Origin of the sequence: Sorangium sp. So ce131 (assembly GCF_051519095.1) — a bacterium.
GTDB lineage: Bacteria > Myxococcota_A > Polyangia > Polyangiales > Polyangiaceae > Sorangium.
Window position 1 is genome coordinate 5,821,524 of sequence record NZ_CP150455.1, and the last position, 13,997, is coordinate 5,835,520.

The 13,997-nt window shown below is 73.9% G+C and carries 9 protein-coding genes; 5 read left to right on the forward strand and 4 right to left on the reverse strand.

What is annotated here, in order from left to right; translation table 11 throughout:
• The first annotated feature begins 89 nt into the window (after nucleotides 1-89).
• Complete coding sequence (locus WMF43_RS21070) at nucleotides 90-1,376, forward strand: SUMF1/EgtB/PvdO family nonheme iron enzyme (protein WP_437682735.1); 1,287 nt, start codon at nucleotides 90-92, stop codon at nucleotides 1,374-1,376.
• Nucleotides 1,377-1,427: 51 nt separating this feature from the next.
• On the opposite strand, the gene WMF43_RS21075 is transcribed toward WMF43_RS21070, so the two are convergent.
• Nucleotides 1,428-2,399 carry an aldo/keto reductase gene (locus WMF43_RS21075; RefSeq protein WP_437682736.1) on the reverse strand — a complete coding sequence of 324 codons (972 nt, stop codon included), beginning with the start codon at nucleotides 2,397-2,399 and terminating at the stop codon, nucleotides 1,428-1,430.
• Between the two features lie 470 nt (nucleotides 2,400-2,869).
• Here WMF43_RS21075 and WMF43_RS21080 point away from each other — a divergent pair, with 470 nt between their 5' ends.
• Entirely contained in the window at nucleotides 2,870-3,721 is an 852-nt protein-coding gene (locus WMF43_RS21080; RefSeq protein ID WP_437682737.1) for a hypothetical protein, read from the forward strand.
• Between the two features lie 61 nt (nucleotides 3,722-3,782).
• On the opposite strand, the gene WMF43_RS21085 is transcribed toward WMF43_RS21080, so the two are convergent.
• A complete protein-coding gene (locus tag WMF43_RS21085; protein WP_437682739.1) occupies nucleotides 3,783-5,567 on the reverse strand; it encodes a PEGA domain-containing protein in 1,785 nt (594 codons plus the stop codon).
• A 46-nt stretch (nucleotides 5,568-5,613) separates the two neighbouring features.
• On the opposite strand from WMF43_RS21085, the gene WMF43_RS21090 reads away from it, so the two are divergent.
• Nucleotides 5,614-5,799 (forward strand): hypothetical protein, encoded by a 186-nt coding sequence (locus WMF43_RS21090; protein WP_437682741.1) that lies wholly within the window; start codon nucleotides 5,614-5,616, stop codon nucleotides 5,797-5,799.
• Between the two features lie 6 nt (nucleotides 5,800-5,805).
• Here the strand turns inward: WMF43_RS21090 and WMF43_RS21095 are convergent, their stop codons facing one another.
• The gene (locus WMF43_RS21095; RefSeq protein ID WP_437682742.1) at nucleotides 5,806-5,976 is read right to left on the reverse strand and encodes a hypothetical protein; all 171 of its coding nucleotides are present in this window, start codon (nucleotides 5,974-5,976) and stop codon (nucleotides 5,806-5,808) included.
• Nucleotides 5,977-6,352: 376 nt separating this feature from the next.
• On the opposite strand from WMF43_RS21095, the gene WMF43_RS21100 reads away from it, so the two are divergent.
• Both WMF43_RS21100 and WMF43_RS21105 read left to right on the forward strand, forming a co-directional pair.
• Nucleotides 6,353-8,191 (forward strand): serine/threonine protein kinase, encoded by a 1,839-nt coding sequence (locus tag WMF43_RS21100; protein WP_437682744.1) that lies wholly within the window; start codon nucleotides 6,353-6,355, stop codon nucleotides 8,189-8,191.
• 30 nt (nucleotides 8,192-8,221) lie between these two features.
• Complete coding sequence (locus WMF43_RS21105) at nucleotides 8,222-10,078, forward strand: PEGA domain-containing protein (protein ID WP_437682746.1); 1,857 nt, start codon at nucleotides 8,222-8,224, stop codon at nucleotides 10,076-10,078.
• Between the two features lie 206 nt (nucleotides 10,079-10,284).
• Here WMF43_RS21105 and WMF43_RS21110 read toward each other — a convergent pair whose 3' ends face one another.
• Nucleotides 10,285-13,878: a Kelch repeat-containing protein gene (locus WMF43_RS21110; RefSeq protein ID WP_437682748.1), complete on the reverse strand. Its 3,594-nt coding sequence runs from the start codon at nucleotides 13,876-13,878 to the stop codon at nucleotides 10,285-10,287.
• Between the last annotated feature and the right edge of the window lie 119 nt (nucleotides 13,879-13,997).

Sequence of the window (13,997 nt, forward strand, 5' to 3'; positions counted from 1 at the left end):
CGCGCGACGGCCAGCGGGCGGCCGCGTGCGCCCTGAAATTTGCCTGAATCGGCCGCTCCACGTAGCAGTAGGCGCGAGATCGCGCGCCCATGTCCCGCCCCGAGACGCCGCCAGAGCCGGCCAGCACGCCGCGACCGCCCGCGCCGAGCGATCCGCCGCCGGCGCTCTCGAGCGGCGTGCGCGCATCCGCGGCGCCGGCGCGCGGGCGCCGGACGATCGCGGCGCTCGTCGCCGCGGGCGCGGCCGGCGCGGGCGCGCTCGGGGCCGCCGTGGCCGCGTGGACCGGGGCGCTCTCGCCGGCGCCTCTCCCGCGCGAGGCCGGGCCGCTCGCCCGAGGCGCGCCGCCGGAGCGGGCGCCAGCTGCGATGTCGGAGCGCGCGCCGGAGCCGCATGGACGCGCGCCCACGGCGCCGCCGGAGCCGCCGCCCGAGCGCGCGGCGCTCCCCCTGGACGACGAGGACGTCGCGCCTGCAACGCTGGAGGAGCAGCGCCTCCGGCTGTTCGCGCGGATGCGGCGCGAGCTCGAGCTCCCCGGCGAGGCGATGCGGCAGGTCGAGGCGATCTTCGCGGCGTCGCCCGTGCTCGGCCAGGGCAACCCCGCGGTCACGCGCCACCCGATGTCGCGCTCGGAGTGCCGCCGTATCCGCGCGGCCGCGGGCCTCCGGCCCCAGAGCGCGCCGGCCTGCGGCGCGCCGGGGATGGCGCCGCTCTTCGACCCCTCGCGCGGGCAGACCGCGGAGAGCGCCCGCGTCTGCATCGATCAGCTCGAGTTCCCGAACCTGCCCTGCGAGTACCCGGTGGTGCACGTGCGCGCGCGCGAGGCGGCGCTCCTCTGCCGCGCCGTCGGGAAACGCCTCTGCGACGCGCACGAGTGGGAGGGCGCCTGCGCCGGCGCCCTGCGGGACCCCGACGTCGAGTACGAGTGGGCGAGGCCGCGCGGCGAGGCGAGCGCGCACCACAACGCCCTGCGCGAGAAGGTGTGGAGCTACGGGCCCGAGAAGAACCACGCCCTCTGCGGCACGGGGAGCTCCCGCACGCCGGGCTGCCCGGGCGGCGGGTGGGACCGCTGCGGCTCCAACACCTACCCGGCCGGCGCGTTCCCCGCGTGCCAGAGCCCCCTCGGCGTCTTCGACCTGCACGGCAACGCGGCCGAGCACATGAGCATCCCGATCCTGCCCGAGGAGCTCGCGAGCAGCGGCGATCGCGGGTTCACCGAGATGAAGGGCAGCTGGTTCGCGTTCGCGTCCATGGAGGTGCACGCGGACGACTGCCGGTGGCGCGCGCCCGACTGGCACGGGACGCGGATCATGAGCAAGGGCAGCCACGCGAACTACCACCTGGGATTCCGCTGCTGCAAGGACGTCGAGCCGCCGTGAAGGCGCCGAGGGGCGGCGGCGCGCCGGCGACAGGGAGGCCGGGATCGCGGATCAGGCCTTGAACGAGTCGTAACGTCCGGCGCGCGGCGCGACGCGCGCCTCCAGCGCGGCGCGCTCGGCGGGCGGCATGGGGAAGGGGAGCGACCGCGCGCCGAGGTTCTCGCGCACCTCGGCGATCGACGAGCAGCCGATGATCACCGTGTCGGCGTGGCTCGCGGCGTAGCGGATGAGCTCGGCCGGGGTCGCGGCGCGGTCCTGGAGCAGGCGGCCCGCGGCCATGATCTTCATGCCGATGACGCCGACGCCGCGCCGCCGCGCCTCCTCGACCACGGTCGTGAGGAAGGGGAGCCGCGCCGGATCGGCCGGGTTGATCGCGCAAAGCACCGTGTCGACCGGATAACGCCGCATCGCCTCGACGAGGATCTCCGGGTCGTGGTGGCCGGTGATGCCCACGTGGCGCACGCGGCCGTCCGCCCTGGCCTGCTCCACGGCCTCGATCGCGCCCCCCTTGCCGAACACCGCGTCGAGCTCGTCGCGCTCGCGCAGGTCGTGGAGCTGCCAGAGATCGAGGTGGTCTGTCCCGAGCCGGCGCAGGCTGTCGTCGAGCAGCCGGAGGGCGCCGTCGCGATCGCGCGCGTGCGTCTTGGAGGCGAGGAAGACCTGCTCGCGCGCCTTCGGGCCGGCCGCGCGGAACGCCTCGCCATAGTAGTCCTGGCTCTGCTGGTACGCAGGCGCGGTATCGCAATAACGGACCCCGAGCCGCAGCGCCTCCAGGATCACCGGCACCGCCTCGCGGTGACGGCCGGTCGTCCGGAGGATCCCCTCGCCGCCGAGCGACACCGGCTCCACGAGGGCGCCGGTCCGCCCGAGCGTGCGCCCCGGCGCCGCGGCGCCGCGGGCGCCCTGAGAAGGCGCCGCCGCCGGCGCACCGCCGATGACCCCGACCGCCCCGACCCCGGCGGCCGCTCCCAGCAGGCCGCGCCGGCCCGCCTCGCCCCCCGCCCCCTCGCCCGGCTCGCTCATGTGTCCTCCAGGAGCGGCACTCTACACAACCACCCCACCGCGCGTAAACGTGGCGAAACTCCACACACCCACACTCACTCACATCAACTTGCCTACGCCCCCTTCGTGGTCGATTGACGCACCTTGACTGCGGCGCGGCCGTCGTAGAGCGCCCAGCGCGAAGCTGCGGTGACGGAGGCGGACGGTTATGGCCCGAGTCGATCAGCGCATGCGCAGCGTCGCGCGCTGCGCTCGCGGATGCACACTCCGCGCGGCAGGAAAGGCCGCCTCGCTGGTCCTCGCGGCGAGATGTTGGAATCCCGAGCCGCGCAGATCGAGAGAATGTCTCTTTGGCGGCGCCGCGTGGGCCGCGGCGCGCGCTCAGCGCGGCAGTGTCTGCACACGAGCGCTGAGGCACACAGCCTGCTCTCCGATGAGGCGCAGATGGGCCGGGCCACCCGGCCATCGTGGGATATTGAGGAGGACAACACATGATCTCGATTCATGGCAAGGTGGTGGGGCTCGCGATGGTGCTGGCGGCGCTGGGCTCGGGGTGCGCCGTCTCGGCGGACGACGCGGCGGACGACGTGGCGCTCGACGAGGCCGAGACGCTCGACGAGGCCGCGGCCGCGATCGAGGGCGAGGGCGAGGGCCAGGGCGAGGAGACGCGGGGCGGGTTCGTGGACCCGAGCAAGGGGCAGCTCGGCCCGAGCAAGGGCCCGATCGGGCAGCAAGCGCCGCTCGGCGTCGGTCAGCTGCCCACCGATCAGGTCGGGCAGCTGCCGATCGGCCCGCAGGGGCCCATCGGCAAGGGGTCGCCGATTGGCCAGATCGGGCAGGGGCCGATCGACCAGGTGGGGAAAGGCCCGCTCGGCCAGGCGCCGATCGACCAGGTGGGGAAGGGGCCGATCGGCCAGACGCCGATCGACCAGGTGGGGAAAGGCCCGATCGGCCAGGCGCCGATTGACCAGGTGGGGAAAGGCCCGCTCGGCCCGGTGGGGCAGGGGCCCGTCGGCCAGGGGCCCGTCGGCCAGGGGCCTGTCGGCCAGGGGCCTGTCGGCCAAGGGCCCTACGGCGTGCCGGGCGTGGGCGGCGTGCCGGGCCTCGGCTTCGGCGGGGCAGGCTTCGGCGGGGGCTTCGGCGTGGGCTCGCGCTTCGGCTTCTTCCCGCCCGCGTTCATCTCGACGTGCGTCAACGCCACGACCACCGTCATCCCCGGCTGCTTCCCTCCGTTCTTCCCCCCGTGCTTCCCTCCCTGCTTCCCGCATCCCCACTTCACCGGGTTCACGGGCCATCCCGGGTTCGGCTGGGGCGGGTCCTCGGGCTGCGGCGGCGGCTGCTAGGCGGGCTGGCTAGCCAGCTTCGCGTGTCAGAAATCCCGACACGGGGCCGCAGCCACAACGATCAAAAGTCCTGACGGAGGCTCACGCCGGGCGCCACCATCAGCACGGTGGCGCCCATGACGGGGTCGGGCCGGTACGTGCCTACCCCGTCGAACGACGCCGGGATTTCGATCGTCGGATCCCACCTCGGCTGATTGAGCGCCACGAGAATCAGCAGCTTGATCCCGGCCGAAACCTCGAAGCGCTCGGCGAGGCGGCCGCCGATGCGCGCCTCGGGGGCCAGGTAGAGGTACGTGGTGGATGAGAAGGACGCGGCGGGCGCGGTGTTGAACCACTCCCCCGCGGTCGTCCTGAACCTGCCCGTGCGCTCGTCGCGGACCTGGCCCTCGAGCACCCCGGCGCCGAGCCGGACCAGCACCGGGAAGTCCTCGCCGAAGTGGCGCCCGAACGTCGCGCCGGCCAGGAAGCCGCCCAGGCGGAGCGCGTCGCTCGCCGTGCCGCCGAGCGGAAAAGAATAACCCACCGGCCTGAGCTCCGCCGAGCGCTCCTCGATCTGCTGCGTCGCGAAGAGCCCGCCGAGCTCGAGCCCGACGCCGATCCCCGAGCCGAGCTCGTAGCCGCCGTGGATCATCGCGAGCCCGCCGAGCCCGAGCGAGCTCCAGCAGCCCCTGCCGCAGCCGCTCGCGATCTCGCCGCCGAGCGTCGGCGACAAGAGGAACGACGCGCTCGCGTCGACCGTGAACTTCGGCGGCTCGCGCTCCGGCTGCCGCTCCAGCGACACCGACAGCTCGCGCTGTTTGCGCCGCTCGAGCTGCACCGTTTGCTTCGCGGAAAAGAACCCGCGCGCGCTCACCTCGATCTCATGCTCTCCCAGAGGGAGCCGCCCTTCCCAGGGCGCTTTGCCCACCTCCTTCGAATCGACCCTCACCGTCGCCCCCTCAGGCGTCGATTCGACCCGCAGCGACGTATCTTGCTCCTCTGCTCCCAGCACCACCCGGGTCTCCTCGTAAAGGTTCACCCGCGCGGTCTCGACGCTCGAGGCCACCTTCGCGCCCTCGTTCGCTGCCATAACGGGCGCCTCGCATGCGGCCAGCGCCTCCACCCCCATGAACCCGTGCAATCGCACCTCGTGCTCGCCGAGATCCACGAGCCCCTGCCAGGGCGTCACCCCGACCTCTTCGCCGTCCAGCTCCACGTGGAGCACCCAGTTGTGCCTCTCGCTCACCACGAGCCGCCCCTTCCTCGACCTCGCCACGAGCTCCGCCACATTCTCCTTTCCGGCGCTGACTTGCACGCTCATCGTGAGCGGCGCGAAGCCCTCTTTCTCGACGCGGACGGTCCGTCTGCCCGCGCTCACGCGCAGCGGCTTCTCCAGCGGGAGCTTTCCGCGCAGACGTTCGTCGACGAACAGCGACGCCCCGGCCGGCGCGTCCCCCGCCACCGCCAGAGTCCCTACCAGGCCCGACAGCTCCGCCATGTCCGCCGCCACGATTGCCTCCATCTTCGCGGGCAGGTTCGGATACTCGCGGCGCATCTCCTCATACTGTTCCAGCGCGTCGTCGTACTGGCCGAGCTGCTTGAGACACGAGGCGACATAACCCATGCTGTTCCGGTTCTTCTTGAGCCAGAGCGACCTGCGAAACGCCTCCAGCGCCTCGCGATACTCCTGCTTGTCGAAGTGCGCGACGCCCGCCTCGAAGTGGGCGCGCGCTTCGGCCTCGTCACCGGAGACATCCGTCTGCGGGGCTTTGCCCGACGCCGCAGGCGGCGCCGCCCTGGCGCCGGAGTCGAAGAGCCCCAGCGCCAGGATCCAGCTGGCCAGTGTTCTCGAATAGAATGAACGCACGCGCTCAGCCCTCCTCCCGGTCATCCCGCCGTCACGACACCGTGAGGTGCAGCATAGTCGCGGCGCATCGTACCCGGGCGGCCGTGGTCATGTGTACCCGGCGCTCCCGGAGCTCGACGAGCTAGAGCAGGTCCAGGAGGGCGAGCGCTTCGACCTCACCGTGGGGGGACGGCGCTTGCTGCTCGGCGATGCGGTGCGGCTTCGCGAACGGTCCACCTCCCGGCGGCGGTGAGCCTTGCTAGCGCCACGAGCCTGCTCGCCCCTCCGTTGCTGGAGCAAGCCAGAGCAGCCGACCGATCGCCTCCGGAACCACGCGGGCCGCCTCCTCATCCCCGAGGGCGACGACGGCACGGCCCAGGGTGCCGGCGAGCGAGGTGACCACGACCGCCCGAGGTGACGGGTCGGTCACGGCGAGCTCCCCAGGCCCGGGGCTTGACGTTGGGCCCGGGTTGGGGGTCCGTGGTTTCCGAGGGGGTGCGATCCGTAGTCACGCCGACGTCCCCGGGAATGCGGCGGATCGCGGCGGTCCGGCGCCGCGGAACAGCCCCGCCAGGATCCCTGACGCGCGGAGCTGGGGCGGCCGCGAAGCGGACCCTGGTGTTCGGGGCGGAGCCCCGAGGAAGCTCGCGCTCACGCCGGCGCCTCCGGCGGCTGACGGCGCGCGCCCCCGGGAGGCGAGGCGCGCGGCGTAGCCCGCGAAATCGCACCCGAATCCCCGCGAGAAATCTCCCGCGTCCGCGGGCGTTGCTACGCCGTGCGCAATCCCTTAGAGTGGCCCTAACGCTGTGATCGGCACGATCATCGACGGCAAATATCAGATACGCAAGCTGCTCGGGGAGGGGGCCATGGGCTCGGTCTATGAGGCCGAGCACACCGGGACCGGCCGCCGCTGCGCCGTCAAGGTGATCAGCTCGGCCGACCTCACCCGCGACCCGAAGGTGGTGAGCCGCTTCCAGCGCGAGGCGCGCGCGGCAGGCGCCATCGACACGCAGCACATCACCCAGGTGCTCGACGCCGGGGTCGATCGCGCGTCGAGCCTGCCTTTCCTGGCGATGGAGTACCTCGCCGGCGAGGACGTCCACCAGCTCATCAAGCGCATCGGGCCGCTCGCGCCCGACCTCGCGCTGCGCATCGTCGCGCAGTCGTGCCTCGGGCTGCAGAAGGCGCACGAGGCGAGCGTCGTCCACCGCGACATCAAGCCGCACAACCTGTTCCTCGCGCGGCGCGACGCCGGCGAGATCCTCGTCAAGCTGCTCGATTTCGGCATCGCCAAGGTGAAGATGGACCGGGCGAACGAGACCGAGGGCGCCGACCTCACGCGCACCGGGAACCTCATCGGCTCGCCGCTCTACATGTCGCCCGAGCAGGCGCGCGGCCAGAAGGAGATCGATTACCGCACCGACATCTGGTCGCTGGGCGCGGTGCTGTACCAGGCGCTCACCGGGCGGACGCCGTACCATCACATCACCGCGCTCGGCGAGCTCATCATCGCGATCTGCTCGGATCCCCCGCCGCCCGTGCAGGAGTTCGCGCCGTGGGTGCCGCCCGAGATCGCGGCCATCGTCCACCGGTGCCTGCAGCAGCCCCCCGGGCAGCGCTACCAGAGCGCGCAGGAGATGTTCGGCGCCATCCGGCCGCTCCTGCCCTACGGCTGGGGCATCCACGAGAGCATGCTCGTGCCGCTGACGGAGAACATGCTCCGGCAGTCCGCCCCGCGGCTCTCGGTGAACGTCCCGCCCGCGAACCAGGGCGGACCACACGTCGCCTACGCCGCCTCGCCGGCGAACCAGAGCGGCGGGTACCCGGCCATCCCGCCGGCCAACCAGAGCGGGGGATACCCGGCCATCCCGCCGGCCAACCAGAGCGGGGGATACCCGGTCATCCCGCCGAACCAGGGCGGCGGCGGGTACGCGTCGGTCGCGCCGCCGCCGAACCCGAGCGGCGGCGGGTACCCGTCGGTCGCGCCGCCGGCGAACCAGAGCGGGCCGTACGGCGCGGTCGTGCCGGCCGCGAACCACGCCGGCGCCGCGACGACCGGGGCGCTCACGCAGTCGCAGCGCGGCACGTCGCCCGGCGCGCCGCGGGCGCGGGTCGTGGCCGGCGCCGCGCTGCTCGCCGCGGGCATCGCGGCGGGCGTGTACGTCATCAGCCGGCCGCCGCCCGAGCCCGCCGCGCCGCCGCCGGCGGAGGCCGAGGCGGTCACGCTCCCGGCGGCCACCCCGACGCCGGCCTCGCCGCCGCCGGCCGCGGCGGCGGTGACCCCGAACGTCGTCGCCGCGGCTGCCGAGCCGCAGCCGAGGCGCGTCCAGGTGGCCATCTACCCCGTCGACGCCTCGGTCGAGATCGAGGGCAAACGCGCGACGACGCGGAACGGGATCCTCGACATCACCGGGGTGCCCGGGAGCGTGCACAGGGTGCGCGTCTTCAAGGGCGCAGGCGAGGCCGTGGCCGACGTGGTGGTGACCGAGACCGGCGCGATTCCGCTCAAGGTCGAGATCGCGTCGACCCCGGGGAAGGGCGCTGCGGCGCCTCCGGCGAAGAGCGCTTCCGCCGCGGCGCCCGCGCCGCCGACGCCCACGACCCCCAAGGGCATCATCGACAACACGGACGAGTTCGGAAAGTAGAAGAACAGGCTGAGAACGGTGCTCGATCGGATGGATCTGCGTTCGGGGCGCGGCGGCCCTTGCCCTCTCTCCCTCGCGCGGCGCTCTCGAGCGCCGCGGCGCCTCCGCGCGCTCTCGGCCGCGCTCGCGCTGTCGGTCGCCGCGGGGCCGGCGCTCGCGCAGCCGGCGCCGACGCGCGCAGAGACCGCCGCGCCAGCCGGCGCGGAGGCCGCAGCGCCAGCCGGCGCGGAGGCCGCAGCGCCGGCCGAGGAGGCGCCGATCTCCGAGGCGGTCCGGCAGGAGGCGCGGCTCCACTTCGAGAAGGGGATCGCCCTCTTGCGCGAGGAGGCCTGGGGCCCCGCGCTCGCCGAGTTCCTCCTCTCGCGCAAGCTCTACCCGACGCGCGCGGCCACGAACAACGCGGGGATCGCGCTGCGCAAGCTCCAGCGGTACGACGAGGCGCTCGACATGTTCGAGACGTTCCTGCGCGACTTCACCATGTCGGTCGCGGAGCGCGCGGCGGCGCAGCGCGAGATCGCCGATCTGCGCGCGCTCGTGGGGACGCTCGACATCACGAACGCCGAGCCCGGGGCGTCCATCGTGGTGAGCGGCGAGGACCGCGGGCAGTACCCGCCCGTCAAGCCGATCCGCGTCGCCGCGGGCCCGCACGTCGTCCGCGTCTTCAAGGAGGGCTACGAGCCGGTCGAGGCGCGCGTCGACGTCGCCGGCGGCCAGACCATCACGGTGAACGCGAAGCTCCGCAGGCTGGTCCGCTCCGGCCGTCTGCGCGTCGTGGAGCGGGCCGGCAAGACGGTCGACGTGCTCGTGGACAACGTGGTCGTGGGGCAGACCCCGTGGATCGGCACGCTGTCGGTCGGCGATCACATGGTCGCGCTGCGCGGCGAGGGGAAGCTCGGGACGCAGCCGACGGGGGCGCCCGTGAAGCCGCAGGAGCTCACCACGCTGTCGCTGCTCGCCGAGGATCTCGACGCGTCGCTGCGGGTCGATCCCACGCCGCCCGGCGCGAGCGTCTGGATCAACGCGGTCAACGTGGGCAACGGCGTCTGGCTCGGCCGGCTCAAGGCCGGCGCGCACCGGGTCGAGGTGAAGGCCGACGGGTTCATCCCCGCGACGCGCACGGTGACGCTGCTGAAGGGCCAGCGCCAGGCGCTCGACGTCGCGCTCGAGCGCGACGAGGACGCGGAGATCTGGCGCAAGCCGCCGAAGTTCACGGTCGACGCGAGCGCGTCGTTCCTCTTCTCGCCGACGCTCGGCGGCGCGATCGCGAGCGGCTGCGACGCGGGCTGCTCGAGCTCGTTCGGGCTCGGCGGGATCGCGATGATCCACGGCGGCTACGAGCTCGGCTCGGGGATCGGCGTCGGGCTCGAGCTCGGCGCGCTCTTCGCGACGCAGCAGATCGAGGAGCGCTCGGCGGAGCTCAGGCCGGTGGGTTTTGAGGACCCGCTCCGCGGCACGGCGAGCGACGCGCTCCGCCTGGGCGGCTTCCTGGCCGGCGCGACGTTCGGGCACCACTTCGGCGAGGACTTCCCGGTGCTGTTCCGGCTGGGTGCCGGAGTGCTCGTGGGCCAGGTCCGCGACGAGCGCACGGGCAGGTTCAGGACGACCGCGGGGGAGTGGTTCAACACCACGCCCGTGGCCGATTTCGCGTCGACGACGTACTTCTACGTGGATCCGGAGACGCGGATCGGCCTGCGGCTCGGGGAGCGCTGGGAGGTGTCCGGGAGCCTGAAGCTGCTCCTGTTGATCGGCCTCAGCAAACCGACGTGGGACAGGACGATCCAGCTCGCGGCGGAGACCGACGGGATCGGCACCTACCCGCAGGAGTCGCTCATGGGCGACTTCGTGCTGATGATCGCGCCCGGCGCGAGCCTGCGGTACCAGTTCTGACGAACGCGCCCGGCGCGAGCCGGCTCGATGATCGCGCCCGGCGCGAGCCCGCGATACCGGCTCTGATGAACGCGCCCGGCGCGAGCCCGCGATACCGGCTCTGACGAACGCGTCCCGCGTGAGCCCGCGATACCGGCGCTGACGGGACGGCGCTGGCGCGCGCCCGGACGAGGCCTGGAGGGACGTCCGGGCGCGGGTCGCGGCGACTACGCGCCGCGACGGCGGCGGCGCAGCCCGGCCAGCGCCGCGGCGGCGCCGAGCAGGAGGGAGAGAGGCGCGGCGGTGCGCTCGGCGGGGGCGCCGACGACGCCGCAGGAGCAGGACGCGACCTCCGGCGGATCGAGCGGCGGCACGCACTGGCTCGCGAGGTTGCACACCATGCCGTCGACGCAGTCAGCCACGGATCTGCACGGGTTGGCGCACGCGCTGCCGCCCAGCGGGCAGCTGTACGGCGTGCAGTCCGTGTCGGCGCCCGGGGATCGAAGGGTGTGCTCGCCGTCGCAGCTCGGTCCCACCTCCGCGAGATCGGCGCAGACGCCGTCGCGGCAGATGAAGTCTTGGATGCAGTCGGCGTCGGAGGTGCAGGAGGTCTTGCAGGTGGTCTCGTCCTGGCACTTGAACCCGCCGCAGTCCTTGGTCACGGCGTCCTTCTCGCCGCCGGATCCGTCGCAGGAGAAGCTCGTGAGCGTCGCGTGGCCGACGGCGCAGCCCTCGTCCTGGCAGGTGCACGTGGAGGTCCTCGCGACCGCGCCTTCCGCCGGGAACATGCACTCCGCGTCGACGGCGCCGCCGCAGTAGCCAGCGCACGCGCCCTCGCCGGGGCAGGCCTCGCGCTGGAAAGAGCCGTGCTCGTTGGGGTGCGGGGACTCGTGCTTGAGCTCCGACCCAACGACCACGCACTTGCCGATGTTGTTCACGACGTCGCACGCCTGGCACTGCCCCTTGCACTCGGATTCGCAGCAGAAGCCGTCGACGCAGTGGCCGGAGTCGCACTGCCGATCACGGGTGCACGCGGCGCCGTTCGCGAGTCGATCGATGCACAGGCCTGCACCGGGCGGGGCGCCGCCCGCGCCGGCCGAGGCGCCGCCCGCGCCCCCGCCGCCTCCGCCGGAGCCACCCGAAGCGGCAGAAGCGCCCCCCGCGCCGCCTGCGCCAGCGCCGCCCGCACCACCGACGCCGCCCGCGCCACCGGCACCGCCAGCGCCGCCAGCACCGCCGCCTGCGCCACCCGAGCCGCCGCCGGCGCCGCCCGAGCCGCCGCCCGCGCCACCCGAGCCGCCGCCCGCGCCACCCGAGCCGCCGCCCGCACCGCCCGAGCCGCCGCCCGCACCGCCCGAGCCGCCCGAGCCCCCACCGGTACCCGCGCCGCCCGAGCCGCCGCCTGCTTCGCAGCTGTCCTGATCGTCCGGGTGCGCGTCGCACCAACCGGTCTCGGAGCAGTCGCAGTCGTCGAAGCAGTAGATGATGCAGAGATTGTCAGGCCCACAGCGGCCCGGCTTGCAGTCCTTCGTGTCCTCGTGGGGGACCACGTTCCCCGCGCCGTCACACTGGCTGTGCACCTCGATCTCGTTGATGCACGCGACGGGGAGGAGGGTCCCGGACTTCGCCGGACCGCAGGTGCCGGTCGGGCTGCCGTCCGCCTTGCCGAGCTCCGTGCAGGAGGTACACGCCCCGGTGCACTCCTGGTCACAGCAGATGTTCTCCGTGTCCGAGCAGTGCCCCGAGGCGCATTCTTGATCGGTCGCGCAGGGCTCGCTGTTCGGCTTGACCAGCAGCTGGGCGCTGGCGAGCGGCCTCCCGCTCGCGGCCCCGACCCCGCCCGCGACGAGCACCGCCCGGCCTGCCACGGCGTCGGCGCCGGCGTTGACGATCACCGCCGCGTGATCCCGCCGCGCCTCCAGGGGCGTCGACGTGTTGAGCACGCTGAAGCGCTTCGCCGCCGGATCGTAGACCTCGACGGTGGAGAGCGTGCTCGTCCCGTTGAACCCGCCGGCGACGAGGACATTGCCCGTCGGCAGGAGGCTCGCCGTGTGATTGGCGCGCTGGCCCGACATGGAGATCGGCGTCGGCTGGAACTCGAAGCCTCGCCGGGTCGGATCCGTCACGCCGTCGTGGTAGATATCGATCGTCCGGGCGTAAGCGCCGCCGGAGGACCGGGTGGCGCCGCCGACGAGGAGCACCTCCCCGGAGTCGAGCAGCGTGGCCGAGTGAAAGCCGCGGAGGGCGCTCATCTGCGTGGTGGAGGGCGCAGCCGCGGTGATCGCCCGGAATGTCCGCGCGGCCGCGTCGAACAGCTCGGCCGAGCTGAGCGCGGCGCCGGAGTTGACGAACCCTCCTGCGATCAGCACGTCGCCGGTCCGGAGGCGGACGGCCGTGTGCGCGTGGCGCGAGGTCGCCATGCTCCCGGCGCCCGCGAGCGCGCTGATCACCGCGGGATCGCCGGCGTTTCGGGCGAAACTCGTGAAGGAGTAGACGTACGCCGTGCTCGTGGGCTGGTTGAGCGGCGGCGCCACGCCGCCCGCGATCAGGACCTCGCGGTCGCCGATGAGGGTCGCCGTATGGTTGAACCGGGGCAGCGACGGCACGGACGCCGGCGGCGACTGCGAGGCTGGGTCGGTGACGAACACGCCCGTGGCCGGGTTGTAGACCTCGAGGAAGTCGACAGGCTCGCCGCTGGCGCTGGAGCTGGTGCTGCCCCCCGCGATGACGACGGGCGGCGCAGGGGGCGCGGGGATCGCCGGCTCGGGCGGCGGGACCGTCGTGAGCGCCGTCGCGGTGTGGGCGCCGCGCGCGGACGAAAGCGGGCTCGTGATCGCGAACGTGCGGTCGAGCGGCAGGTAGAGCTCGGCAGTCGACAGGGCGTCGCCGGACGCGTCGAAGCCGCCGGCGATGAGCACGGGGCTCGCCGGGTCTCCCGGGTTGATCAGGGTGGCGGTGTGCCGCGTGCGCGGCGCGATCATCTGGTTTGCCGTCGAGATCCACTGCGGATCGAGGATCGCCGGGTACCGGACGCCGGCGGCCTGCCACGCGACGACCACGGTGCACGCCGGCGCGGAGGGCGGCGTGACCGGCCGGCCCCACGGGGCACGGGGGCTCTCGTCGACCGCGCAGCCCTCGACCGAGAGCGAGGCCGGGAGGCGCGCGCCGGCCGCGTCGACGAGGTACGGGGGCGCGACGCGCAGGCGCGGCGAGCCGCCCGCGTCGAGGAACTCGAGGGTGCGCTGCACGAGGCGGAGGCCCGCTACGCCGCTGACGTCGACGCGGTAGCGGAGCTCCTTCCGCTCGGGCTCCTGCTCGAAGACGATGAAGTCCTCGGTGCCGCCGGGGAGGACGCGGTGGAGCACGTCGCTCGCGCCCCCGCTCCCGGCGCGGATCGCGCCGGCGTAGAGCACCAGGTTGCCCTCGGCGGCGGCGGGCGCGTCGGACGCGCCGGCGAGCGAGAATGTGATGGAGAGGCCAGAGGCGCTGTCGGCGAGCCGCACCGCGCCGGCGGCGCGCGGCGGGAGCTCGACGGAGGCGGCGGCGCCGGGCCCCCCGGCGCGCAGGGCGCCGGCCGGGGTCGGCGTCACGCGCTTCACGCCGCTCGGGCCGAGGGCGCTCGGGAAGCGCGCACGGAGCGCGGCGATGCGCGCGCGCCCCCCGGGCGGCGTCGCGCCGGGCGCCGCGGCGCCGGGCAGGGCCGCCCGGCGCGGGGCGCCCTCGTCGGAGCAGCCGAAGACCTGGGGGAGGACGGCGCAAGCGGACAGCAGCGCAGCACGTCGCAGCGTGGACCCGAGTCGCAGCACGCGGTGATCTCGCAAGGGGGCATTCCGTTCGTGGGCGCGGCGCGCGCACCGTGAGGACGAGCAGGGATGGAGCGATGCTACCAGAAGGCCGCGGTCAACCGAAGCGCCTCACGCGCCGAGAACGGGGCGCGGGA

Bases quoted from the DNA above. Each gene is read 5' to 3' on its own strand.
- WMF43_RS21070 (WP_437682735.1), top strand. From the start codon at position 90: ATGTCCCGCCCCGAGACGCCGCCAGAGCCGGCCAGCACGCCGCGACCG.
- WMF43_RS21105 (WP_437682746.1), top strand. From the start codon at position 8,222: ATGGATCTGCGTTCGGGGCGCGGCGGCCCTTGCCCTCTCTCCCTCGCG.
- WMF43_RS21075 (WP_437682736.1), bottom strand. From the start codon at position 2,399: ATGAGCGAGCCGGGCGAGGGGGCGGGGGGCGAGGCGGGCCGGCGCGGC.
- WMF43_RS21080 (WP_437682737.1), top strand. From the start codon at position 2,870: ATGATCTCGATTCATGGCAAGGTGGTGGGGCTCGCGATGGTGCTGGCG.